Annotated in this window: 21 protein-coding genes; 14 read left to right on the forward strand and 7 right to left on the reverse strand. The window is 67.1% G+C overall.

All coding sequences use genetic code 11. From position 1 onward, the window contains the following. Positions 1-44 precede the first annotated feature (44 nt). On the forward strand, positions 45-641 hold the full coding sequence (gene ribA / locus AC1DQR_RS02185) for a GTP cyclohydrolase II (RefSeq protein WP_043355124.1): 597 nt from the start codon (positions 45-47) through the stop codon (positions 639-641). 129 nt (positions 642-770) lie between these two features. Next, the gene (locus AC1DQR_RS02190) at positions 771-2,120 is read left to right on the forward strand and encodes a sensor histidine kinase (protein WP_416052581.1); all 1,350 of its coding nucleotides are present in this window, start codon (positions 771-773) and stop codon (positions 2,118-2,120) included. A gap of 6 nt (positions 2,121-2,126) precedes the next feature. Here AC1DQR_RS02190 and cqsA read toward each other — a convergent pair whose 3' ends face one another. Together cqsA and AC1DQR_RS02200 are read right to left on the reverse strand one after the other, a co-directional pair. Next, entirely contained in the window at positions 2,127-3,455 is a 1,329-nt protein-coding gene (gene cqsA, locus AC1DQR_RS02195) for an alpha-hydroxyketone-type quorum-sensing autoinducer synthase (RefSeq protein ID WP_477132432.1), read from the reverse strand. 219 nt (positions 3,456-3,674) lie between these two features. After that, complete coding sequence (locus tag AC1DQR_RS02200; RefSeq protein ID WP_416052583.1) at positions 3,675-4,526, reverse strand: AraC family transcriptional regulator; 852 nt, start codon at positions 4,524-4,526, stop codon at positions 3,675-3,677. Between the two features lie 123 nt (positions 4,527-4,649). Here AC1DQR_RS02200 and AC1DQR_RS02205 point away from each other — a divergent pair, with 123 nt between their 5' ends. Both AC1DQR_RS02205 and AC1DQR_RS02210 read left to right on the forward strand, forming a co-directional pair. Continuing rightward, complete coding sequence (locus tag AC1DQR_RS02205; protein WP_416053258.1) at positions 4,650-5,459, forward strand: sulfite exporter TauE/SafE family protein; 810 nt, start codon at positions 4,650-4,652, stop codon at positions 5,457-5,459. A 96-nt stretch (positions 5,460-5,555) separates the two neighbouring features. Next, positions 5,556-5,735 carry a hypothetical protein gene (locus AC1DQR_RS02210; protein WP_416052584.1) on the forward strand — a complete coding sequence of 60 codons (180 nt, stop codon included), beginning with the start codon at positions 5,556-5,558 and terminating at the stop codon, positions 5,733-5,735. 34 nt (positions 5,736-5,769) lie between these two features. Here AC1DQR_RS02210 and AC1DQR_RS02215 read toward each other — a convergent pair whose 3' ends face one another. The 4 genes from AC1DQR_RS02215 to AC1DQR_RS02230 all read right to left on the reverse strand — a co-directional run bounded on the left by AC1DQR_RS02215 (position 5,770) and on the right by AC1DQR_RS02230 (position 9,203). After that, complete coding sequence (locus AC1DQR_RS02215) at positions 5,770-6,195, reverse strand: hypothetical protein (RefSeq protein WP_416052585.1); 426 nt, start codon at positions 6,193-6,195, stop codon at positions 5,770-5,772. Between the two features lie 95 nt (positions 6,196-6,290). Beyond that, entirely contained in the window at positions 6,291-7,262 is a 972-nt protein-coding gene (locus AC1DQR_RS02220; RefSeq protein ID WP_477132433.1) for a GGDEF domain-containing protein, read from the reverse strand. Between the two features lie 158 nt (positions 7,263-7,420). Continuing rightward, positions 7,421-7,837, reverse strand: coding sequence for a hypothetical protein (locus AC1DQR_RS02225; protein WP_416052587.1), 417 nt, complete (start codon positions 7,835-7,837; stop codon positions 7,421-7,423). Positions 7,838-8,042: 205 nt separating this feature from the next. After that, the gene (locus AC1DQR_RS02230; RefSeq protein WP_477132434.1) at positions 8,043-9,203 is read right to left on the reverse strand and encodes a site-specific integrase; all 1,161 of its coding nucleotides are present in this window, start codon (positions 9,201-9,203) and stop codon (positions 8,043-8,045) included. 121 nt (positions 9,204-9,324) lie between these two features. On the opposite strand from AC1DQR_RS02230, the gene AC1DQR_RS02235 reads away from it, so the two are divergent. Next, positions 9,325-10,293 (forward strand): DNA-binding protein, encoded by a 969-nt coding sequence (locus tag AC1DQR_RS02235; protein WP_416052589.1) that lies wholly within the window; start codon positions 9,325-9,327, stop codon positions 10,291-10,293. A 162-nt stretch (positions 10,294-10,455) separates the two neighbouring features. On the opposite strand, the gene AC1DQR_RS02240 is transcribed toward AC1DQR_RS02235, so the two are convergent. Beyond that, on the reverse strand, positions 10,456-12,024 hold the full coding sequence (locus AC1DQR_RS02240) for a fatty acid--CoA ligase (RefSeq protein ID WP_477132435.1): 1,569 nt from the start codon (positions 12,022-12,024) through the stop codon (positions 10,456-10,458). Positions 12,025-12,314: 290 nt separating this feature from the next. Between AC1DQR_RS02240 and AC1DQR_RS02245 the strand changes: the two genes are divergently transcribed. The 9 genes from AC1DQR_RS02245 to AC1DQR_RS02285 all read left to right on the forward strand — a co-directional run bounded on the left by AC1DQR_RS02245 (position 12,315) and on the right by AC1DQR_RS02285 (position 24,530). Next, complete coding sequence (locus AC1DQR_RS02245; RefSeq protein WP_477132436.1) at positions 12,315-14,135, forward strand: acyclic terpene utilization AtuA family protein; 1,821 nt, start codon at positions 12,315-12,317, stop codon at positions 14,133-14,135. Positions 14,136-14,419: 284 nt separating this feature from the next. Beyond that, complete coding sequence (locus AC1DQR_RS02250; protein WP_416052592.1) at positions 14,420-15,190, forward strand: AraC family transcriptional regulator; 771 nt, start codon at positions 14,420-14,422, stop codon at positions 15,188-15,190. 108 nt (positions 15,191-15,298) lie between these two features. Beyond that, complete coding sequence (locus AC1DQR_RS02255) at positions 15,299-16,111, forward strand: TIGR03084 family metal-binding protein (RefSeq protein ID WP_416052593.1); 813 nt, start codon at positions 15,299-15,301, stop codon at positions 16,109-16,111. Next, a complete protein-coding gene (locus tag AC1DQR_RS02260) occupies positions 16,108-17,010 on the forward strand; it encodes a phosphatidylglycerol lysyltransferase domain-containing protein (RefSeq protein WP_416052594.1) in 903 nt (300 codons plus the stop codon). The genes AC1DQR_RS02255 and AC1DQR_RS02260 overlap by 4 nt, the downstream gene beginning before the upstream one ends. Positions 17,011-17,148: 138 nt before the next feature. Next, entirely contained in the window at positions 17,149-18,771 is a 1,623-nt protein-coding gene (locus tag AC1DQR_RS02265; RefSeq protein ID WP_416052595.1) for an acyl-CoA carboxylase subunit beta, read from the forward strand. A gap of 55 nt (positions 18,772-18,826) precedes the next feature. After that, entirely contained in the window at positions 18,827-19,981 is a 1,155-nt protein-coding gene (locus AC1DQR_RS02270) for an acyl-CoA dehydrogenase family protein (RefSeq protein ID WP_416052596.1), read from the forward strand. A 39-nt stretch (positions 19,982-20,020) separates the two neighbouring features. Continuing rightward, a complete protein-coding gene (locus AC1DQR_RS02275) occupies positions 20,021-22,021 on the forward strand; it encodes an acetyl-CoA carboxylase biotin carboxylase subunit (RefSeq protein WP_416052597.1) in 2,001 nt (666 codons plus the stop codon). 85 nt (positions 22,022-22,106) lie between these two features. Next, a complete protein-coding gene (locus AC1DQR_RS02280) occupies positions 22,107-22,892 on the forward strand; it encodes an enoyl-CoA hydratase/isomerase family protein (protein WP_416052598.1) in 786 nt (261 codons plus the stop codon). 72 nt (positions 22,893-22,964) lie between these two features. Continuing rightward, positions 22,965-24,530 carry an acyl-CoA synthetase gene (locus AC1DQR_RS02285; RefSeq protein WP_416052599.1) on the forward strand — a complete coding sequence of 522 codons (1,566 nt, stop codon included), beginning with the start codon at positions 22,965-22,967 and terminating at the stop codon, positions 24,528-24,530. Positions 24,531-25,034 lie beyond the last annotated feature (504 nt).

The raw sequence follows: 25,034 nt of genomic DNA on the forward strand, positions 1-25,034 counted from the left end.
CCCCGATGCCGCGCCGCCAAGGCCGGCGCAACACTCCGACTGACATGAACGACACAGAGATCCAGCTGATCGGCTCGGCCCGCTTGCCGACCCGTTTTGGCGAATTTACCGCCCACGCCTTCAAGGGTGCCGTTTCGGGCATCGAACACCTTGCGTTGAGCGTTGGCGACATCACCGGCGAGGCTGTGCTGACCCGCCTGCATTCCGAATGCCTGACCGGCGACGTGTTCGGCTCGTGCCGTTGCGACTGCGGCGAGCAGCTCGACCTGGCCATGAAGAAGATCGCCGAGGAAGGCCGCGGCATCCTGTTGTACCTGCGCGGCCAGGAAGGGCGCGGGATTGGGCTGGGCCACAAGATCCGCGCCTATGCGCTGCAGGACGGCGGGCTCGACACCGTCGACGCCAACCTGGCGCTGGGCCAGGAAATCGATAGCCGCAACTACGCCTTTGCGGCCGACCTGCTGCATCAGTGGGGCGTCAAGTCGATCCGGCTGATGAGCAACAATCCCAAGAAGAAGCAGGCGCTGGAAGCCGCGGGCATCAAGGTGGTCGAGCAGATGCGTCATATCGTGCCGTCCAACGCCGAGAACGAAAAATACCTGGAGACCAAGCGCGAGCGAATGGGCCACCTGCTGGATTGACGCTGCAGGGCAAGCCAGCAGCGGATTCCGGCCTAAGCTGCGAAAAGCGCACAAAATCGAGAAAAGAACCGGGCTATCCGGCTACACTTTCGCATCGTTGCCACCATCAGCCCTCAGCCGGTTCTCAACATGCTTGCCCAGATTCAACGCAGTTGCGGTGAAAGCGCGATGCGCCTGCGCCGGGTGCTTGCCAGGGAAGTCCATCTCGATATCCGCCAGCCGGCCCAGGTCAAGCGTATCCGCCTGCTGGGGTGGCTCGCCTTTACGGGCTACCCGGCGTTCTACCTGATCTGGAAGTTCTGGTTTCCCCAGCCTTACGAGAGCCTGACCCTGCGGCTGGTGGCCATGGTCATGTGCCTGCCGCTGATCGTCTCGCGCGACCTGCGCGACAAAAAATGGCTTCCTGCGCATTTTTTGGCGACCCTGACGTACAGCCTGTCGTTTTTTTTCGTCTACATGTATTTGATGAATCACGGCAACCTGGTGTGGTCCCAGTCGCTCGTGATCGCCGTCATCATCCTCTTCAACTTCAGCGGCTGGCTGGGTGGCGCCACCTCCCTGGTGGTGGGCACCGCCCTGGCGTGGCTGGTCTACAACTACGTGACGCCGCCGCCCGCCGCAATGCTGGAGGTGAACTGGCCGGTGGAGCTGCCGATCATCGGTTTCACCATCTGCACGATTGCTGTGCTGAAGATCGACCAGCGCATCCTGATCCAGGAAAAGCTGGACGGCATGGCGATTGCACTGGGCACGGTGGCCCATGAGTTGCGCACGCCGATCCGCAGCATCGGCTCCACGGCGCTCGGCATGGGCCGGTACCTGCCGGGGCTGATCCGTTTCTATGAGGAAAACGAGACGCCGGAGAACTCGCTGCACCTGCCGCGGGCCCATTTTGGCCTGCTCAAGGACGCGCTGCCGCGGATCCAGCTGGAGGTCGACCGCATGAACCACGGCATCGACGTGCTGCTGGTCAATGCGCGCGCCAAGACCCTGCGCGGGCCCAGCGAGGTTTTCCTGCTCGGCCAGGCCGTGGAGGAAGCGATCTCCCGCTACCCCTTCGAAGCCAGCCAGCGGGAGCTGGTGCGCGTGGATCTGGAAGAGGATTTCCTGATCCACGCGGACCAGAAGCTGATGGTCATGGTGCTGTTCAACCTGATCAAGAACGCGCTGCACGCGCTGGCGCGGGCAGGGCACGGCGATATCCGGCTGCGGCTGGAGCGCGGCACCCGGCGCAACCGGCTGATCTTCCGCGATACCGGCACCGGCGTGCCGGAGCGCGAGCTGCCGTCCATCTTCAAGCGTTTCCACACCTACCCGCGCAACGAGGGCACCGGCATCGGCCTGGCCTTTTGCCGCGAGACGCTCGAGGCTTGGGACGGGCGCATCCATTGCAGCTCGGTCGAACACGAGTACACGGAGTTCGTCCTCGAGTTCCCGCTTGCCAAGCCGCGCCCGGAGGACGACGGCGCGGCAAGCTGAGCCGGCTCAGGCCGTGCCGTGCAGCGCTTCGAGGCTGGCTTGCAGCGTGGTCTGCATGGCCATGGGCGGGCGAGCCACCGGCGTGCGCGGCTTGCGCTGCGTGGAACGCCAGCCGGCCAGGTTCACCTCATCGCGGATTTCCGCGCAGACCTGGATCAGGCGCTCGATTTCCACGGCGGTCAGGTGGGCATGCATGGTCAGCCGCATCAGCGCGCGGTCCCGCGCGGTGGCCGGCGCGCAGAACACGGCACCAAAGATTCCGCGTGACTGCAAGGCATTGCGCAGCACCAGCGTCTGCTCCTCGGTGCCAGACTCCAGCGCGATGATCTGCTCGGATCCTGCCGAGACGTTGTAGCCCAGCCCGGACAGCGCTTCGCGTACCTGAGCCGATACCGCATGCAGCTGCCTGCGGCGATCGTTCGCCCCGACGATGAAATCCGCTGCGGCGTCGAACCAGGCCAGTTCATGGCTGAGCAGCCCCGAACTGAAAATAGCCGGGCGCGATTCCGCGGCGAAATACCCCTTGAACGACGACGGGCACGTCACCAGCCCCGCGCGGCCGCCAAACGCCTTGGCCAGGCTGGCCGTCTGGAAGTGGACCCGCTTCGACAGTCCGAGCTGCGCCACCAGGCCCGCGCCGCCGGGGCCATGCGTGCCGAGCGAATGTGACTCATCCACCACGATCACACTACCGGTACGCTCCGCAACCTCCACGAAATCGGTCAGCGGGCACAAGCTGCCATTGGTGCTGTAGACGGAATCCACCACGATGATGCCGGGGCCCTCCTTGCGGATCTGGCGCTCGGCGTGCTCCGCGTCGTTGTGCATGAACGGCACGGCACGGGCGCGCGCCGTGTGGGCGCCTTCCCACAGCGACATATGGGCCAGCATGTCCAGGTAGACCGGCGTGCGCTCGTTGGCGATGCTCTGCAGCAGGCCCACATTGGCCACCCAGCCCGACTGGCAGAGGATGCTGTCCTCGGCGCCACTGAACTGCGCCAGCTTGCGCTCCAGCCGGCTTGTGGGATTGTCGCCGTACTGGAACACCGCCGACATCAGCAGCTCGCTCTCCGGCCCGCGCATGGCGGCCGTCTGCGCGCGCACCAGCTTGTCTTCGCCGAGCAGGCAAAGATAGTCGTTGCTGGAGAAATGCACGGCGTCGGGCCCCGGTTGCCGGCCGTGCAGCAGGTGGCTGCCGCCCCAGCGCTTCTGTACGCGTTCCACCTCGTGGCCCGCCACCCGCGTGGTGACAAAATCCGGCCAGGCAGCCACCGTGGCGGCGGCCTGGTGCGACGTACGGCTAGCTTGCAGGCAACCCGAATCCATATTGCTCATTACAACCCCCTTGAAGTACTCCGACTAAAGAAAATGGCCGAAACGGCCGATAAAGGTCGAGGCAACGCAGGTGCTTCCCGCGTCCTTTGTTTGCAATATAGATTCCGGGGCGGAATGGCAGCCTGCTGCATGTCCGATGTTGCGCCGACAAGCTATTCTGACGCGTGTCCGGGAATTCGCCTTGTTCCGTAGCAGACAAATGGCGCGGCGATGCCACGCCTAGATGTGGGCCAAGGCTTCGGCGGGCAAGCCGGCAGGCGGCAATGCGGCCGCCAGCGGCTCGCCGGCGGCGCGCGGGCCGGCCATGCCTTGGCGCAAATATTCTGTAGGGGCGTGGCCCAGCACGCGGCGGAACATGGTCGAGAAGGCCGCCGGGCTGTCGTAGCCGAAATCCAGGGCAATGCGCGTAACGCCGTCGCCGGCGGCCAGCCGGGACAAGGCCAGGACCACGCAGGCGCGCTGGCGCCATGCCGAAAACGCCATGCCGGTCTGCTCGCGGAAAAACCGGCTGAAGGTCCGGCTGCTCATATGCAGCGCCAGGGCCCAGCGCTGCGGCGAATCATGCGTGTCGGGTTGCCGGAGAAAGGCGTGGCATAGCGGCGCGAGCCGCGCATCGCGCGGCAGCGGAATATGCAAGGGCAGCGCCGTCATGCCCGCGATCTCATGCAGCAGCAGGGCGACCAGCGCGCCATCCCGGCCGTCGGGATCGTAGTGCGCCGGCATCTCCACCGCGCCAATCAGCAACTGCCGCATCAAGGCGGATATCCCCACCACCTGGCACGTATGGCCCGGCCCCGGCACGGCGCCGGGCTCGATATACAGGCTGCGCGTGCTGACGCCCAGCATCGTGACCTCATGCGCCATCCCCGGCGGAATCCAGACCGCGCGCTGCGGCGGAACGATCCAGTTGCCATCGTGCGTCGCCACATGCATCACACCCGTCGCGCCATAGAGCAGCTGCGCGCGCCGATGGGCATGGCGCGGCAGCAGGTAGCCCTCGGGGTAGTCGGTGCCGATCGCAACCACGGGCCTGGGCACGTGGTCGTAGTCGTCGATGCGGACGTTGCGCATGGAAGGAAATGGCGGCGGAAGGGTGGAATGGCCGAAACACAAATATTATTGACCAATCTTCGAAAGTTGGCCATGCCAACCGCACGTATCGTGGGCACACCTGGAACCCACTCCGCCTTTGCGATGCTCTATCTCCTTTTTGTCCTGTTCGGCTGCCTGACTGGCTTGACCACTGTTTTGTTCGGCTTCGGCGGCGGGTTTGTGGTGGTGCCTTTGCTTTACCGCGCATTGAGCGCCGCCGATGCACATGGGCCAGGCCAGTCCGCCATGCATATTGCCGTCGCGACCTCAACGGCGGTGATGATCCTGAGCGCCTCGCTCGCCACGCGCAAGCATCGCCTGGCGGGCAACATCCTGTGGTCCTATGTGTGGCCGCTGGGGGGATTCATCGGGTTGGGCGCCATCATGGGCGCCGGCGCCGCCACGCTGGCGAGCAGCGACGTGGTTCGCCTTGTCTTTGTGGCGTACCTTGGCGTCACGCTGCTGGATTGCCTGGCACGGCGCGGATTTCTCGCGCGCGCCGGGCAGGACTCACCGCAGCGGCTCGGGCAGGCGCAGACGGTGGCGGGCGGCCTGGCGATCGGTGCAGTCGCCACGTTCCTCGGCGTGGGGGGCAGCGTCATGACCGTGCCCCTGCTGCGCCGCCGCGGGCTGAGCATGGCGCAAGCCACGGCGATGGCGAACCCCTTGAGCCTGCCGGTTGCCGTGCCGGGCACCCTGGCCTATGTGGCCATGGCGTGGTACCAGCCGGTGGCGCTGGGCCGCGGCTATCTGGGGTACATCGACCTTGCCGCGTTCGGCTTGCTATCGATCGGCGCCCTGGCCGGCATCCGCCTTGCCGCCCCGCTGGCCGGGCGCATCCCCGACCGCGTGCATGCGCGCGTCTATGTCGGCCTGCTGGCCCTGGTGATGGTCAGCATGATGTTCAAGTAGGCGCGAGCCTGGCGCCTGGCGTGCAGGGGCGGGATTGGCATCCCGCCCAAGAGCCTTCTAAGATCAAGACACACCCACCCGTGCGGGGACATCACCATGACCAAGATGAGCAAGCCTGTAACGCCAACGCCCCCCACGCCGTCCAAAGCCAAGCCATCGCCGGGCAGCAAGGATGATCACGTGGAGGACGAACTCGACGAAGCCCTGAGGGAGACCTTTCCAGCGAGCGACCCGATTTCGGTGGACCACGGGCGCGTCACCCGCCCTGAAAAATAGGCGAAACACCGAGCCGGAGGATCCCGCCGGCCCGCTAGACCAGTTGCCGCAACTGCGCGACGACTTTCATCAGTTGCCCGTGCGCGACGATCACGCCTGACTCGTCCTGCAGCGCTTGCTGGTATCGGTCACGAAACGCCGGGTCGCTGTCTGGCCCAAACAGTTTCTCGGTGGCCGCGGCCACCGCCTTGCAGGTTTCATCGTGATGCTCGGGCGCGTCCAGCTCTTCGTCGATCTCGATGATCAGCCGCGAGAGCGGGTCCAGCCAGCGGAAATAGGTCTCCTCGGTCACAACCTGCACGAACAGCCCGGCCGGGATCGGGCCATGCAGGCGTTCGTACTCCACGCGATTCAGCGCGATCACTTCCTTGTGCACCTTCAGGAGCGCGGCCCGCAGGGCGCGCAGGCCGCTGCGGCGATCCTCCTGCTTGGCCAGGAATTGCTCGTGTGGCATAGCCATACTCCTTTTCTTGTTGGCTCAGTGGGGCTGCTTGTCAGTATACGCAGGAGGGCGCGCCCGGCGGCGGGCGCGTGGCTTGGCAGCAACCCCTAGGGTTAGCGCTGGCTTGCCTTGCGGGATGCCTTGTTGGCATACATGGCCGCATCGGCCTCGGCCAGCAGCGCGGCGGTGCCGTCGTGGCGCGCCGCATCGAACTGGACGGAGCCGACGCTGAACGCGATCTCATAGCCTCGCGCCGCCTGCTCGTTGATCGCATCCATGGCCAGCTTCAGGCGTGCCAGCGTGGCCTGGCACAGCGCGGCGTCGGAGCTGGTCAGCAGCGCCACGAACTCATCGCCGCCCAGGCGGCCGATCACATCGGAGTCACGCAGCGACTGGCCCAACTGCGCGGCAAAGACCGACAGGGCGCGGTCGCCCTCGGCATGGCCGAAGCGGTCGTTGATGCCTTTGAAACCATCCAGGTCGAAGAACAGCAGCGTGGCGGGCTTATCCAGCCGCTTGCATACATTGAGCGCGTGCTGCGCAAGCGCCGAGAAGCCGCGGCGATTGGACAACAGCGTCAGCTCGTCCATGGTGGCCAGTTGCAGCGCGGCCAACTCCTGCTCGGCCATGTGCGCCAGGTCGCGCAACAAGGCGCGGTCCTCCTCGCCAAACTCGCGCGGCTGCACGTCGATCAGGCACAGCGTACCCAGCTTGCTGCCGTTGGCCACCGATAACGGACAGCCCGCATAAAAGCGGATGCCGGGCGCATCCACCACCAGCGGGTTGTCGTGAAAGCGTTCGTCGAGCAGTGCGTCTGGCACCATCAGGATGCCGTCATCGAGGATCGCGTGCCCGCAGAACGAAACCTCGCGAGGGGACTCGGTGGACGACAAGCCAATGCAGGACTTGAACCACTGGCGGTTGGCGTCCACCAGGCTGACCAGCGCGATGGGTACGCCAAACAGGCGCCGCGCCAGCCGGGTCAGGCGGTCGAAGCGCTCTTCCGCCGAGGTATCGAGGATATTCAGGGCGCGCAGCGTATCCAGCCGAAGCTGTTCGTTGGCGGGGATCGAAGGCGGCGTCATAGGGGTTCGGCTACTGGCAGGGGATAGTGTGCGACATCACGCTCTCGGGCTGCGATTGCACGCGCACCGCCTGTATATCGGCATACCCGGCGCGGATTGTAATGGCTTGCGGGATTCAAACAGGCATGCAAACAGGCATTCGCGCGATGTCCATGGCCTCAGCAGCGCAGCCGCGCCTGCTGATCGCGCAGGTTACGGTAGCGCCGGCGGTAGTCCTCCTGCTCCGGCAGCCGAGCCAGGCGGCGCGCACTGTAGTCGGACTCCAGCAGCCGCATCTGGTTGGCCAGCCAATAACACTGGTTGACCTCGGTGCGGGCGGCCTCGTTTTGCTCGCGCACCAGCCGCGCCTGGTATTCGCGCTCCTCTGCCTCGCGCTTTTTCAGGAACTGCTGGTTGGCCGCGTCGGTAGCCGGCTCGGGGCTGATACGGGAGAGATTGCCGCCCAGCGCCGCGCCCTGCCAGCCGGCCGGGCAGGGGGAGTCGGTGTAGAGCGTTTTGTTGCCGCTTACGCATTTGCCGGCGTGGGCCGCGCCCATGCAGCAGGCAAGCGCAAGCAGGACAAGCCAGTGCCGCATGGCAGTCTCCCGTTGGCACCGCCGGTGGCGGCCGCCGTGATTGTCGATCTGGAATCTGGTGGGCGTGTGCGCAACCCGGCCCATATTCTTGTCCGCCCCAGGGCGGGTTGTCCAGCAGCGCCGACCGTTCTCCCTTGATTCTGGCGCCCTCGCATTCTCGGCATCAAAAACAGATTTAAGACGTTATGGAAGGCGGCAATAGCTGTCACGGCCCTGCATCCTCGTCCTGCACGCCGATCAGGTCAGCCGCCACTGAGCGCCGCGCATCTGCTGCCCGAAAATACCGCACCAGCGTCGCCACGCTGGTGTGCCCCGTCATGGCCATGGCCTCGGCCATCGGCACCTGGCGTGAAGCTGCCTCGGTCACGAAGCCCGAGCGCAGCGAATGCGCCGAGAAATCTCCCTCCAGCCCGGCCGCCTCGCAACGCTGCCTGACGATCTTGCGCACGGCGGCGTCGGACAGCGCTTCGCCCACATGGCCGCCACGGCGCACGCGCCGGAAGATCGCGCCATCGCCAATCTCCGCTGCCTTCAGCCATGCCTCCAGCGCCGCGCCCGCCGCGCCGATCACCGGCTTGGCATTGTCCGGCAGGTCGGCCCCGGCCTGGTTGGTCTTGGACCAGCCCAGTTGATAGACAAACTCGCCCGGCGCGAGGCGCCGCAGGTTAGCCAGGGTGGCCCCCGCCACCTCGGAGCGCCGCCGGCCACCGCTGGACCAGGCGAACAGCAGCAGCGCACGGTCGCGCAGGCCGATCAGCGAATCGTCACAGGTCTCCAGCAGCCGGGATAACGGCTCACGCGTCAGCGCCGCCTTGCGCGCCGGGCGCTCGCCTCGCTTGGCGTAGGCCCGGCGCGTGCGCGCCACCAGCTCGCGCACGGCCGGGTCGGCACAGGGGTTATCCAGGTTTTCCAGCCGATGCGCCTTGGCAATCACGGCCAGCCGGTGCATCAGCGTGGCTAACGCCGGCGGGCCTGTACGCGCTTTGAGGCCACGGGCGACCAGTGCCGCGTCGATGGCCGGCGGCAATTCGCTGACCGGGCCTCGGGGCGTGGTCCGCGTAGCGTGGTCTACGACGAACTGGATGATGACCGCCGGCTGCAAGGGAAGGGCGATCGGCTGGCCGTAGCGCAGCGCGAACCAACCTGCCCAATATCGTAAGGCCGAACGATAGCTGGCCACCGTGTTGGCGGATTCGCCCTCGCGGTACAGCGCTTCAGCGGCCTGGCGGCCCAGCGGGTCGAGTTCGGACGGGCGTAGCGGCGCGGGAAAATCGGCATGAGTGGGCTTCAGGCTGAGGGAATCGGGGCGATTTGGCTGGTTTTCGGCCTTGTCACCGAGGAATGAGGGTAGCTCTGGAGAAATCATAATAAATATGATGTATGCTGTATTAAATTATACATCATTAACCGATAAGGCACGATAACCATTCATTATCGTGCCTTATCTTAGGGCGAGATCCAACGCCGCCAAAAAACTTGCCCGGACCATGCAAAACGCCAATCTGCCCGCCACGCGCTCCCGTTCCATCACCCAGCAAGATGTCTGGCAAGCCGCCGATGCCTTGCTGCTGGCCGGCCAGCGCCCAACCATCGAACGGATCCGGCTGCATCTTGGGCGCGGCTCGCCAAACACCGTCAGCCCGCACCTGGATGCCTGGTTCGCCGGGCTGGGCGCGCGCTTGCAGGATCCGCAAGCGTTTGCGGCGCCAGCGAACCTGCCCGAGCCGGTGAACCAGGCCGCACGCTATTTGTGGGATGCGGCACAAGCCGAGGCCCGGGCCACCGTGTCGGCGAGCTATGCCGCGCGGGAATCGGAACTGGCGCTGGCGAGGGCAGCCGTTGAGGCGGAGCAGGCCGCGCTGGCGCAGGAACGCGCCATCCTGATGGCGAAGCTGGACGCCGCCGACAACGCCCTGGCCGAACTGGCGCGCACCCGGGATGAAGCCAGCGAACGCGCTGCCCGTGCCGAGGCGCAACTGGTGGCACAGCAGGCCGAGAACGACGCCGTACGCGCCGCACTGGGACGCGCGCAAGAAGAGAAAGATGCGCTGCTGCGCGATACCGCTAGCCAGCGTGCCGCGTGGGACAAGGAGCGCGAAACCATGGCGGATCGCTTTGGCGCCAATGAGCGGCGCATGGCGCTGGAACTGGACGGCGCGCGGGTGGCGCTGCGCGAAGGGCAGCGCCAGATGGACAACGAGCGCAAGGCGGCCCAGCAAAAGCTGGCGGACGCGGCCGAAGCCGCGGGGCGGCAGGCCGAGGAACTGGCAAAGGTAGGGAATGCCGTGGCTGTGCTGGATGAGCGGGTCCGGCAGCAGGACGGCTTGCTGGCCGAGTACCGGCAGCAATTGGAAAACCGGGGGGAGCCGGACGCGGATATCGCGCGGGCGGCACGCCCGCCGATACGAAAGAGTCGCCCGATCAGGCCCGCCCGGCCACCGAGGTTCAAGGTGTAAGGAGGGTCTATCCTGATGCTAGATCTAGCATTGATAGTGGGATACAACCGGTTGAATTCATTGGAGAATTTTGGAATGCTTCCGCACCGGAATACCTAACATCTGACATCAGGACATGCCGATAAGCCACTGTTTTTGATGCATTCCCATCGCCCGGCTCCTTTACTTCCCCCTTAGCAAGTGCTTCTGGATTTTCCCGCTCGTGGTCTTCGGCAGCGCATCGACAAAGTGATACCTGCGCGGCCGCTTGTAGGCAGCCAGGCGGTCGCCATGCACCAGGAAGCCATCGAGCAATGCCGCGGTAGCTTGCGCTCCGGGCTTGACCACCACATAGGCGCCGACCACCTGCCCCCAGGTAGCATCCGCCTCGCCGATGACTGCCACTTCCAGCACGGCAGCGTGCTCGATCAGCGCATCCTCGACTTCCCGCGGATACACATTCTCGGCGCCCGAATTGATCATGTAGTCGATGCGATCGCGCACCCACAGGTAGCCGTCGTCGTCCAGGCTGCCGAGGTCGCCGGTGTGGTACCAGCCGTGGGCCAGGGCGCGCGCATTGGCATCCGGGCGGTTCAGGTAGCCGGCCATCATGCACGGGCCGCGCACCAGGATCTCGCCGACTTCTCCGGGCGCGCAAGGCTGGGCCGGATCGGTCGGGGCGTCGTCCTCGCGCAGCACCGCAACCACCAGGTCGTGATTGAGCGAGGGCAGGCCGGCCGAGCCGGCGTGGCTGAGCTGCTCATGCGGGTACAGCACGGACATGCAGGGCCCCATCTCGGTGGTGCCATACACCTGCACCAAGCCCGCGCCCACCACGCGGTCCCACTCGCGGATCAGGTGCGGCGCCATCGATGCGCCGCCGTACTCCACCAGCCGCAGCGACGACACATCGCGCGTGTGGGCATCCGGGTGGTTGAGCATCATGCCGACCATGGTCGGCGCGGCGAAGAAGTGTGTGACCTTCTCGGCTTCGACCAGTTGCCAGGCCTCGCCGGCATCGAAGCGCCGCTGCAGCACCTGCGTGGCGCCCAGCTGCAGGCGCGGCAGGAAGCTGGTGTGCAGTTCCGCCGTGTGGTTCAGCGGTGCAATCGACAAGCCCACGTCCTCGCGCGAGAGCGTCATGGCCTGATGCATCATGGCGTTGTGCGCGAGCTTGCTGCGGTGCGTGTGCAGCACGCCCTTGGGGCGGCCGGTGGTGCCGCTGGTGTACATCAGGATGCAGGGATCGTTTTCGTCCACGGCGATGCCGGGCGCATCATGCGGCTGCCCCGCGGCCAGCGTGGCCAGGTGGTGCGTGGCAAAGGCCGGTGCCGGCTCGGGGTCCGCGTAGATCCAGCGTGTTGTGCCAAGGGCCAGCTCGGCGGCTTTTTCCACCACGGCGCAGCCTTCCTGCTCGAACAGCAGGGCGCTGGCCTTGCCGTCCTCCAGGATAAAGGCCAGTTCCTGGGCGGCCAGCCGGTAGTTGATCGGATTGAAGATCGCGCCCACCCGGGCCGCAGCTAGCATGCTGAAGACAAAGGCTGGCGTGTTGTAAAGGAAGGCCGCAACCACATCGCCATGGCCTACGCCGATCGACAGCAGCGCGTGGGCGTGGCGGTTCACCTGCGCATCCAGCTCGGCATAGGTCCAGGTGCGGCGGCTCGGCCCCATGCCGGCGACCAGCGCGGTCTTGCGTGGCAGGTAGCGCGCGGGCCAGGAAAGGGTGTCGCCCAGGGTAAGGACGTGGCTCAAGGCAATGCTCCAACAGCGGGGGTGGGAGGCGCCGGCGGGCAAGGCAAGCCGGCGAGAGTGGTCGAAAGAAAGCGGTCGAAAGAAAGCGGTCGAATATAAAGCCGGCGTCTCTTTTTGGGAAATAACGATTTGCACTTTGCATATATGGATCCGCCAGGGCGCCCCGCGTCGAAGCCAATTGACGCAAGACGCCCCGCCCGCAACTCGCTATCGTGCCAGCAAGGCCGGCGAGCCATGACTCGCCGATGACAACGGCAATCGATGACTGAGGCGAAAGGGGAAGCGCGTCCATGAACAAGCAAAGTCGGCAGGGCAAGGAAAACGTGCGGATAGGCGGCGCCTCCGGTTTCTGGGGCGACAGCGCAATCGGCCCGGTCCAGCTGGTGGACAAGGGCGACATCGACTACCTGGTGTTCGACTACCTGGCTGAGCTCACCATGTCGCTGCTGGCGGCGGCGCGGCTGAAGAACCCGGAAGCCGGCTATGCGCTGGATTTTGTCACCGGGGCCCTGCGCTCGGTGCTCAAGCCAGCCATGGAAAAGGGCATCCGCATCGTGAGCAATGCCGGCGGCGTGAATCCGCGGGCCTGTGCGGCGGCGGTGCGCAAGCTGGCCGAGGAGCTCGGCGTGACGGTGCGGGTGGCGGTGGTCGATGGCGACGACCTGTTGCCGCAGCTCGACGCGCTGCGCGAGGCAGGCACGCGCGACATGCAAAGCGGCGCCGCGATGCCGGCCCGCATCCTGACGGCCAACGCCTACCTGGGCGCCGTGCCGATCCGCGCCGCGCTGGATGCCGGCGCGGATATCGTGATCACCGGGCGCTGCGTGGACAGCGCGGTGACGCTGGGCGTGCTGATGCACGAGTTCAACTGGAGCCCCACCGACTACGACCTGCTGTCCGCGGGCAGCCTGGCGGGGCACATCATCGAGTGCGGCTGCCAGGCCACCGGCGGCCTGCACACCGACTGGGAGCAGGTACCGGACTGGGCCAATATCGGCTACCCGGTGGTGACCTGCCGGGCGGATGGCACCTTCCTGGTCGGCAAGCCGCCCGGTACCGGCGGGCTGGTCAGCCCCGCCACCGTCGGCGAGCAGATGCTGTACGAGATAGGTGATCCCGCCGCCTACCTGCTGCCCGACGTGATCTGCGATTTCACCGGCGTCACGCTGCGCCAGGCCGGGCCGGACCTGGTGGAAGTCCAGGGCGCCAAGGGCCGCCCGCCTACCGCCAGCTACAAGGTCTCGGCCACCTATGCCGACGGCTACCGCTGCTCGGCGCAACTGACCATCGTGGGCTTCGATGCCGTGCGCAAGGCGCGCCGCAGCGGCGAAGCCTTCCTGGCACGCACCCGCGGCATGCTGGCACGGGCCGGGCAGCCGGATTTCACCGAGACCCGGCTGGACGTGCTGGGCACCGCCGCGGCCTTTGGCCCGCATGTGCCGCAACCGGCCTTGTTCGAGGCGGTGATGTGGCTGGCGGTGACGCATCCGGACAAGCGCGCGCTGGAGATGTTCGCGCGAGAGATCGCGCCGGCAGGCACTTCATGGTCGCCCGGGACCACCGGGGTAGGCGGGCGGCCATCGGTCAGCATGGCCATCAAGCAGTTTCCCTTCCTGGTGCCAAAAACGCGGGTCCAGCCCGCCGTGTGGCTTGACGAGCAGGCGGTGCCGCTGCCCGCGACCATGGCCTGCGCAAGCGATACGCCAACCGGCACTGTGCCGGCTGCCGAGACGCCTTTTGCTGCGGCCACAGAGCCTGCCGCAGACTGGGTCGATGTGCCGCTGATCCGGCTGGCGTACGGGCGTAGTGGCGACAAGGGCGATTTCTCCAACATCGGCATCATCGCGCGCGACGCCGCCTACCTGCCGCTGATCGCAGCGCAGCTGACAGAGGCTGCGGTGGCCGCGTTCCTTGCGCACAACGTCAAGGGCAGGGTGACGCGTTACTTCCTGCCCGGCATCGGCGCCTTCAACTTCCTGTGCGAGCAGGCGCTGGGCGGCGGCGGCATGGCGTCGCTGCGCAACGATCCGCTGGGCAAGGGGATGGGCCAGGTCCTGCTGGCCATGCCGGTGCGGGTGCCTCCGGCGCTGGCGCGGGCACTGGGCGCCTGAGCCAGGCCGGATGGGGGGTTTATCCCGATGCCGACGGCATGCGGCATCGGGATAAACCCCCATCCGGCGGCTCTTGGGCCGCCTTCGCTGGCATCATGACGCAGGCGCGCAAGGCCGCAGGGCGGCTGCCCGCGCGTGCTTGCCGAACCAGGCGCCAGCCGTCAGTCACATCAGCCACTTCAGCCACGCGCGGCGCCGCGAACAGTGAGACCCAGATGCAGCCAGTTTTGCCATGCACACCGGATGCCGCGGGCCTGCCATGCGGGCGCCCGAGCGGAAGCTTCATGTGGATCGACCCCGACCGCGTGCTCTACGTTGGGCTGCTCGGCGCGCCGTCGGTGCGCTCGATCGGCGCCATCCTGCTTTATGTGGCGCTGGACGCCCCGTTTCGCCTGAGCGTGGCGGATGGCGAGTGGGAAACTGCCGAGATCGCCTTCGTGCCGCCCTACGCTGCGCACCGCATCGTTTCCGACAGCCGCAGCCTGTGCGGCTTCCTGATCGAGCCCGAGACCGTCGATATGTCCCGCTTGCCGCTGCTGCTGCGCGGGCCAGGCGGCGCGCTGGCGGCCCCGCGCATGGCGCAGCATGCGCGCGACCTGATCGCCCAGTTGCGCGGCATGCGGCGGCCAGAGCTGGGCGCCGGGCTGCTCGATGCGCTGTTGCTGGGCGAGCCGCTGGCGCCGCGCGCGCTCGATCCGCGCATCGATGCGGCGGTGCGCCAGATCAAGACCGACCCGGGCGGGCGTAGCGCCGCAAGCGACCATGCGCGCGACGCCAACTTGTCGTTTTCCCGCTTCCTGCACCTGTTCAAGGAGGAGGTCGGCACGCCGTTCCGCACGTTCCGCACCTGGAAGCGCGCCCGCAGCCTGCTGCACTACGTCACCCAGGAGGCCAACCTGGCCGAAGTCGCGCTGGATACCGGCTATCCGGATTCCACGCACTTCAGCCACTCCATCCGCCGCGTGTACGGGCTCAAGCCGCGCGACATCTTCGCGGGCTCGCGCAAGCTCGCGCTGCATGGCCTGCCGCCAATGACTGCCTATCGCCCCGCGTAGCTGGCCAGGCGGCGACCACTTTGCACAAGACCAATGGCGCGCCGCGCGCCAGAATCGAAGCCATCGAACCTTGCCAAGCCTGCCGCCAACGGCAGCCGGATACGCCCCATGAAAGCAACCTGCCAGGACCTGCTGGACGAATACCGCGAGCTGGCCGCCCTTTGCGCCACGCTCACCCCCGCGCAATGGCGCGAGCCGAGCGCCTTCTATGACTGGAGCGCCTGGGACGAGATCGCCCACCTGTGCTACTTCGACCAGACTGCGCTGCAGGCGGCCACCGACCCGCAAGCCTTCCTGCGCGACGCGCAAGCGCTCAATGCGCTGATGGCAGGGGGCGGCCATATCAGCGCCGTGGCGCGTGATACCTTTGGCCATCTGGACGGCCCCGCCTTGCTGGCGTACTGGCAGCCACTGTACGAGCAGCTGGTGCGCACGCTGGCCGCGCTCGACCCCAAGGCCCGCCTGCCCTGGTATGGTCCGCCCATGAGCGCCCGCAGCTTTGCCACCGCGCGGCTGATGGAGACCTGGGCCCATGGCCAGGACATCTGGGATACGGCAGGCCAGGCCCGCGCGCCCACCGCCCGCCTCAAGCACATCGCGCATATCGGCGCCACCACCTACGGCTGGACCTTCGTCAACCGCGGTGAGCCGGTGCCGGGGCCTGCGCCTTATATTGCGCTGAGCGCGCCCGATGGCAGCGAGTGGACCTGGAACGAACCGCAGCAGGACAACTACGTGCGCGGCAGCGCGGAAGATTTCTGCCTGCTGGTCACGCAGCGCCGCCATCTGGACGATACCCGCCTGCAATACAGCGCCGGGCCGGCCCGGCAATGGCTGGCGCAGGCCCAGTGCTTCGCCGGGCCGCCCGCCACCGGGCCGGCTGCCGGCACGCGCGTGTTGCGCACGGCTTCGGCAGGGTGAACGGCACCGCAGCGCCCATTCAGGCCGCGCACGGCGAGCCGCTAGTGCCGGCGCTTGCCGCCGGGATCGATGCAGCGCTGCGCAAGCTCAGCGCCGACGCCGGCGAAACCTGCCTCTCCGAGCACGCCTTCGCCAACCTGTACCTGTTCCGGCAAGCGCACGCCTACCGCTATGTCGGCGGCGGCTATCCGCATATCAGCGGTGTGACCTATGACGGCGCGCGCCACGTGCTGCCGCTGTTCGCGCTGGAAACCGCACCGGTTGACGTGCTGCGGGCGCTGCTCCGCGAGCACGCCTGCTTCTATCCGCTGTCCACGGCCCAGGTCGCGCGGCTCGACCCCGCCATCTTCACCTGGACGGCATCGCGCGCCGACGCCGACTACCTCTATCCCGCCGCCAACTTCACAGCCTATCGCGGCACGACGCTGGCCAAGAAGCGCAACCTGATGAAGCAACTGCTGGCCACGCATGCCGTCACCGCGCGCGCCTACCACCCGGGGCTGGCCGACCAAGCCCTGGCCGTGCATGAAGGCTGGATGCAAGCCAAGCACAAGGCGCACGGCGAAGCCGACGACACCCCCTGCGGCGAGGCCCTCCAACACGCCGAACGACTCGGCCTGGAAGGCTTCCTGTACGAGGTAGCGGGGCAGCCCGTGGGTTTCGTGCTGGCGCAGGAGATCCGCCCAACGGTCTTCGCCATGCGCTTCGCCAAAGGCCTGGCGGCCTGCAAGGGCATCTACCAGTACATGTTTCACCACTTCTGCACGGCGTATCCACGCCCGGTAGCGTGGCTGAATTTCGAACAGGACATGGGGCTGGACAACTTCCGTCAGACCAAGCTCTCCTATGCGCCGAGCGCGTTGCTGCCGAAGTTCAGGGTGCAATTGCGGGGGGGTTGACGTACTTCCGGCATCTGTCACACAAAGGCACAAAGGCAGAACGGCGCGAAGCAGCACAGCCAGTTCTCGCAAGACCCTGCCGGCTCCCGCCCCTACCATGGCTTCACACCGGCACACCGCCCCGAACAGTGAACCCACATGGCAAATATCGAATCCAGACTCTCCGCCGGCAGTGAAGCATTCCAGGCCAACCGCGCCGGCATGCTGGCACTGCTGGAGCGTATCCGCGCCTTCGAGCAGCGCGCCGCCAGTTTGTCCGCCGCCTCGCGCGAGCGCTTCGAGAAGCGCGGGCAGTTGCTGCCGCGCGACCGGCTGGCATTGTTGCTGGACCCGGGCGCACCGTTTATCGAGTTATCGTCGCTGGCCGGGCTGGGGCTGGACAACCCCGACCTGGACAAGAGCGTGCCCGGCGGCGGCCTGATCGCGGGCATCGGCTTTGTGTCCGGCCTGCGCTGCATGATCAGCGCCTCGGACTCGGGCATCAACGCCGGTGCCTTGCAACCCAAGGGGCTGGACAAGCAGCTGCGGGTGCAGGAGATCGCGCTTGAGAACAAGCTGCCCTATGTGCAGCTGGTGGAGAGTGCCGGCGCCAACCTGATGACTTACAAGGTCGAGGATTTCGTGCGGGGCGGCAACCTGTTCCGCAACCTGGCGCGCCTGTCGGCTGCCGGGCTGCCGGTGGTGACGGTGACGCATGGCTCGTCCACGGCGGGCGGGGCTTACCAGACCGGCTTGTCGGACTACATCATCATGGTGCGTGGCCGCTCGCGCGCCTTCCTGGCAGGCCCGCCGCTGTTGATGGCAGCGACGGGCGAAGTGGCCACCGAGGAGGAGCTCGGTGGCGCCGTGATGCATACCTCGGTCTCCGGCCTGGGCGACTACCTGGCCGAGGACGACCGCGATGCGCTGCGCATCGCCCGCGAGATCCTGGGCAAGATCGACTGGCACCGCGACCAGCCCGCCGCCGCGCCGCGCAGCTACAAGCCGCCGCGCGTTGATGCCGAGGAGCTGCTCGGCGTGATGCCGATGGACCATAAGCGGCCGGTCGACATGAAGGAGGTGATCGCGCGCATTGCCGACGATTCCGACTTCCTGGAGTTCGGCGAGAACTACGGCGGCGCCACCGTATGCGGCCATATCAAGATCGAGGGCTGGCCGCTGGGCATCATCACCAACAACGGCCCGATCGATCCGGCCGGCGCGACCAAGGCCACGCACTTTATCCAGGCCTGCTGCCAGTCGCGCACGCCCATCCTCTACCTGAACAACACCACCGGCTTCATGGTGGGCCGCAGCTATGAGGAAGCCGGCATCATCAAGCACGGCTCCAAGATGATCCAGGCGGTGAGCAACGCCACCGTGCCGCAGATCACGATCTATTGCGGCGCGTCGTTCGGCGCGGGCAACTACGGCATGTGCGGGCGCGGCTTCCACCCGCGTTTCTGCTTCTCCTGGCCCAATGCCAAGACCGCGGTGATGGGCGGCGAGCAGGCCGCGCGCACCATGGCCATCGTGACCGAGGCCGCCATGAAGCGCAAAGGCGGGCAGGCCGATGCCGATCAGCTGGAAGCACTGCAGAAAGGCATCGTCGAGCGCTTCGACCGCCAGATGAGCGTGTTTGTCACCAGCGCCCACGTGCTGGACGACGGCGTGATCGACCCGCGCAATACGCGCGCGGTGCTGGCCAATGTGCTGGCGGTCTGCCGCGAGGGCGATGCCAGGACGCCGCAAGCCATGCAATTCGGGGTTGCGCGGCCCTGACGGCCACCGCCTCAGCCAGAACAGACATGCAAAAGAACGAACGGAGACCAGCGACATGCTACTGACACCCGAACACGAGGCGCTGCGCGCCACCATCAAGCGCTTTATCGCCGAGCAGATCAATCCGCACGTCGACGCCTGGGAAGAGGCCGAGATCTTCCCCGCGCATGACGTCTTCCGCAAGATGGGCGATCTGGGCCTGCTGGGCCTGTCCAAGCCGGAAGAGGATGGCGGCATGGGGCTCGATTACTCCTACAGCGCGGTGCTGGCGGAGACGCTCTCCGACATCAACTGCGGCGGCGTGCCCATGGCCATCGGGGTGCAGACCGACATGGCTACCCCGGCCCTGGCCCACCACGGCAGCACGGAGCTGCGCCGCGAGTTCCTGGCGCCCGCGATCCGCGGCGAGTACGTGGCCTGCCTGGGCGTCTCGGAGGTGGGCAGCGGCTCCGACGTGGCCTCGATCAAGACCACCGCAAGGCGCGACGGCGACGATTACATCATCAACGGCGGCAAGATGTGGACCACCAATGGCACCCAGGCCGACTTCTGCTGCGTGCTGGCCAATACGTCGGACGGCGCGCCGCACCGCAACAAGACGCTGATCGTGGTGCCAATGAAGACCCGCGGCGTTTCGGTGGCCAAGAAGATCCGCAAGATCGGCATGGACTCGTCCGATACCGCGCAGCTGTACTTCGACGACGTGCGGGTGCCGCAGCGCTACCGCATCGGCGAGGAAGGCATGGGCTTTACCTACCAGATGGAACAGTTCCAGGTAGAGCGCCTGTGGGGCGCGCTCAGCTCCGCCAGCCGATGCGCCAAGGCGATCGACCTCACCATCGAGTACACGCGCGAGCGCAAGGCATTTGGCCGCTCCATCCTGGACAACCAGTGGGTGCACTACACCTTGGCCGAGCTGCAGACCGAGGTGGAAGCGCTGCACGCATTGTGCTGGCGCGCCGTGGAGATGATGGTGCGCGGCGAGGATGCCACCCGCCTGGCCACCATGGCCAAGCTCAAGGCCGGCCGGCTGTCGCGCGAGGTGGCGGACCGCTGCCTGCAGTTCTGGGGCGGCATGGGCTACGTGCTGGAGAGCCCGATCTCGCGCATTTTCCGGGACGGGCGGCTCACCTCCATTGGCGGCGGCGCCGACGAGGTCATGATGCAGATCCTGTGCAAGTTCATGGGCACCTTCCCCCAGTCGAAGTAAGCGTTCAAAGCGAAAGACAAGAGAGCAGACCAGGCCACCATGAAGCAGCCCACGCCATTCCAGAAGATCCTGATCGCCAACCGGGGCGAAATCGCCTTGCGCGTGATGCGCAGCGCCACCGCGCTGGGCTACCGCACGGTGGCGGTCTACTCCAGCGCCGATGCCGGCGCGCGCCATGTCCAGGAAGCCGGCCAGGCGGTGTATATCGGCGAGGCGCAGCCGGCGCAGTCCTACCTGCGCATCGACGCCATCATCGAGGCAGCGCGGCGTTGCGGCGCCGATGCCGTGCATCCCGGCTACGGCTTCCTGGCGGAGAATGCCGCTTTTGCCCGCGCCTGCCGCGAGGCGGGGCTGGTATTCATCGGCCCGTCGGCCGAGTCCATCGTGGCGATGGGCAACAAGGCCGGCGCCAAGCGGCTGATGATGGCCGCGGACGTGCCCTGCATCCCGGGCTACCAGGGCGAGGACCAGGACGAGGCGCGCCTGTGCGCCGAGGCCGAGCGCATCGGCTTTCCGGTCATGATCAAGGCCACGGCAGGCGGGGGCGGGCGGGGCATGCGGCTGGTGCCGCACGCGCGGGCCTTTCCCGAGCTGCTGCGCAGCGCGCGCTCGGAAGCGCAGGGCGCCTTCGGCGACCCCGAGGTGATCCTGGAGCGGGCCGTGGTGGAACCGCGCCATATCGAGATCCAGATCCTGGCGGACCGCTATGGCAACGCCATCCACCTGGGCGAGCGCGATTGCTCGGTGCAACGGCGCCACCAGAAGCTGATCGAGGAGGCACCATCGCCCGCGGTGAGCCCCGAGCTGCGGGCCCGCATGGGCGCCACCGCCGTGGCCGCCGTCAAGGCGATCGGCTACGAAGGCGCGGGCACGCTGGAGTTCCTGCTCGACCGCGACGGCAACTATTACTTCATGGAGATGAATACGCGGCTGCAGGTGGAGCATCCCGTGACCGAGGCCATCACCGGCCTGGACCTGGTGGCGCTGCAACTGCGGATTGCCGCAGGCGAGCCGCTGCCACTCAAGCAGGAAGACGTGCGCTTTTCCGGCCACGCCATCGAAGTACGGCTGTGCGCCGAAGACGCCGATCAAGGCTTTATGCCGCAAAGCGGCGAGATTGCACTGTGGCAGGCCCCGCCCGCCTTGCGCGTGGAGCATGCACTGGGCAGTGGCGCGGCGATCCCGCCGTACTACGACTCCATGATCGCCAAGCTCATCGGCTACGGCGGGACACGCGACGAAGCGCGGCGCAAGCTGTCGCAAGGCCTGGCGGACCTGGTGGCGCTTGGCGTGACCACCAACCAGGTGTTCCTTGGCCGCTGCCTCGCCCATCCCGCCTTTGCCGCGGGAGAGGCCACCACCGCCTTCATCGGCCAGCACCAGGACGCGCTGCTGCAACCCGATGCGGCACTACGCCAGCGCGCCGCCGCGCTGGCGGCGCTGCTCCTGTATGAAACCTCGCCGGAGCGCCAGCCGGGTGTGCCAGCCGCGAGCCTGGCCCCGACCCTGCCCATCGGCCTGCGCTACCGGGTCAACGGGGCGGAGCATCAGGCCAGCCTGGCATTTGGCGGCGGCAATCGCTTCGCGGTTGCCATGGGCGAGTCGCGCTTTGCCTTCGAGACCATCGCGCTAAGCGCGGATTCAGTACGCTTCAACTGCGATGGCCTGGTCGAGAGCGCCACCTTCCATCGCGACGCCAGCACGCTGCTGCTGCACTACCAGGGCACGCCGCTGCGCATCGAGGACCACACCCGGGCCGCCGCCGCCAGGGCTGGCGAGGCTGCCGGGGACGGCAAGCTGCGCGCCTCGATGAATGGCCGCGTGGTCAACGTGATGGTGGCCGCCGGCGACCAGGTCGAGGCGGGCCAGCCCATGGTCACGCTGGAAGCCATGAAGATGGAGCACATCCACGTGGCCCCGGCCGCCGGACGGGTGGGCGCCGTGCACGTGCAGGTTGGCGACCAGGCCGCCGCCATGCGCGTGATCGCGGAGATCGAGTTCGAGGCGCCGCCGGCGGAGCCGGTCAAGGCTGCGGCCTGAGCCCTCCGAGTGGCCTGAGCCTGTTGCCACGCCACCCCTCAGGCCGCTTTCCATCACATAGAGACAGCCTAACCAGCGGAGCACCATGAGCGAATCGGAAACCCCAGCCGTCCTCCATGAAAAACGCGGCGCCGCGTTCTGGATCACCATCAACCGGCCCGACAAGCGCAACGCCATCAACAAGGAAGTCGTGGCCGGCATCCGGGCGGGCTACCGCGCTGCGCACGCAGACCCCGCCATCCGCGCCATCGTGCTGACCGGCGCCGGCGACAAGGCCTTCTGCGCCGGTGGCGACCTGCAGCCCGGCAAGGGCTTTGCCTTCGACCTCTCGCAGCCTAATGTGGACTACGCCGACATGCTGCGCGAATCCCAGCAAGCCACGCTGCCCAGCATTGCGCGGATCAACGGCACCTGCATGGCCGGCGGCATGGGCTTGCTGTGCATGACCGATATGGCGGTGGCCGCCGACAACGCCTTGTTTGGCCTGCCGGAGGTCAAGGTGGGCGTGTTCCCGATGCAGGTGCTGAGCCTGCTGCAAACGCTGGCGCCGCCCCGGCTGGTGCGCGAGTGGTGCATCAGCGGCGAGCCGTTCTCCGCGGCCGAGGCCAAGGCCGCCGGCCTGGTCAACCACCTGGCCGCGCCGGGCGAGCTGGACGCGCGCACCGAATGGCTGGTCGCCCGCGTGGCCGACAAGTCGCCCACCGCCATCCGGCGCGGCAAGTACGCCATGCAAGCGATGGCGTCGATGAGCTTTCCCGAAGGCATCGCCTACACCGAAAGCCAGATCGCGCTGCTGGCGATGACCGAAGACGCGCGCGAAGGCCTGGCCGCCTTCAACGAGAAGCGCAAGCCGGTCTGGACCGGCAGGTAAAACAACCGGCGAGGCGCGCGCCGGGCAGGGCGCGCTGGCGGTGTCTGCAACGACTGAACAAGGAAGCAGCCTATGAACAAAGCATCGTCGACAACATCGTCCACCCAAGCGGACAGCGCCGCCTTCCTGGCGCTCGGCATGGCGCAATGGCTGCGCCGCCGCGCTGCGCGCAGCCCCCGCAGCCGCGCGCTGACCTGCGCCGGGCAGACCTGGACCTATGCCGAGCTGGTGGCCGACGCCCAGAAGATGGCCGCCGTGCTGGCGGCGGGCGGCGTCGGACGCGGCCAGCGCGTGGGCTACCTGGGCCTGAACGACCCGCTGTTCCTGGTGACGCAGTTCGCCTGCGCCTGGCTGGGCGCCATCTTCGTGCCGCTCAATTTCCGGCTCACCGGGCCGGAGCTGGCCTTTATCCTCAACGATGCCGGCGTGCATACGCTGTTCGCCGATGAGGACTACGCCGGCCTGATCGATGAAGCGCGCCCGACGCTGGAATGCCAGCGCTACCTGCGCCGCACCGACGCACCGGGCTGGGAAGGCCTGTTGTCGCGGATGGCGCAAGCCGATGCCGCGCTGCCGCCCGTGCCCACCGAGCCGGATGATGTGGCCGCGGTCATGTACACCTCGGGCACCACCGGACACCCCAAGGGCGCCATGCTCACGCATGGCAACTTCTGGGCCAACAACCTGAACGTGATGATGCTGAGCGACCTCGCCAGCACCGATGTCGCGCTCAATTTCGCGCCCCTGTTCCATGTTGGCGGCATGTGCTGCGTGAGCTTGCCCATCCTGATGGCGGGCGGCCATCTCGTGCTGCAGCGCAGCTTCGACCCCGCAGCCGTCATGCAGGCGGTGGCCGAGCACCGCGTGACGGTCAGCTTCGCGGTGCCCGCCATGCTGCTGTTCGTCAGCCAGCACCCGGATTTCGCGCAGGCGGACCTGTCGAGCCTGCGGACCATTTCGGTCGGCGGCGCCCCCATGCCCGAGCCGCTGCTGCGCCTGTTCGCCGGGCGCGGCATCCCCGTCAACCAGGGCTACGGCCTGACCGAGACCGCCGCCGCGACGACCTTCCTGGCCCCGGAGCGCGCGCAGGACAAGCTCGGCTCCTGTGGCACGCCGGCCATGATGACCGAAGTCTGCATCCGCGACTTCGACGGCAAGCCACTGACCGAGCCACAGGCCCGCGGCGAGATCTGCGCGCGCGGCGGCAACATCATGAAAGGCTACTGGAACCGCCCGGACGCCAGCGCCGCGGCGTTCTACGAAGGCGGCTGGTTCCGCACCGGCGACGTCGGCTATGTCGACGAAGACGGCTTCTACTACGTCTGCGACCGCCTGAAGGACATGGTGATCACCGGCGGCGAGAACGTCTACCCGGCCGAAGTCGAAAGCGTGCTGTACGAGCACCCGGCCATCGCCGAAGTCGCCGTGATCGGCGCGCCCGACGAGCGCTGGGGCGAGCATGTGGTTGCCGTGGTGGCGCTCAAGCCGGGCGCCAGCCTGACGCTGGAAGCCCTGCAGGCGTTTGCGGAGCCGCGGCTGGCGCGGTACAAGCTGCCGCGGGCGTTGCGGGTGGTGGCGGCGTTGCCGCGGAATCCTACGGGGAAGGTGTTGAAGGTTAGGTTGAGGGAGATGGGGTAGGGGGGTAGGGGGTAGGGGTGTTGGGTGGTGCATGGGGGGGTTGATGTTCCTTTTAGCGGCGTTGGTTATTGCACCCAAGGGCCATACGACATCCCCCTGCGGGGGCTGCCGGTCACTCTTCTTTGCGTCGGCAAAGAAGACTAACGAGAAGAAAGCCGACCCTGCCGGGTGCAGAGCAATCAGGCTTATGTGGGGCTGTGGTTGCGTCGTACGGCCCGGAGTGTTAGCTGGCGTGTCCAACCGGCTTGGAGGTCATCGCTACGGCATGACCCCATGGTCACGTGGTGGAGCCCCTGATCGCTTTGCTCGGTGAGCGTTCGGGCATCTGCCGTTCGCGGTGCGTCGCGCCGCGATGCTGCCTGCCTTGGTGGTTTCGTGGTTTTGTCTCTAGCGGTAACCGCCCCGGCGATTTGATGCCCTGTCGTACCGGCGCTGCCGGCTCCTTGCTATCAACTCCCCTGGTTTCGTGGTGGGCACCGTGGCCCGTCCACGAGGGCCGCGCTC

The sequence above is a fragment of the Cupriavidus sp. 05L411 genome (assembly GCF_056398045.1).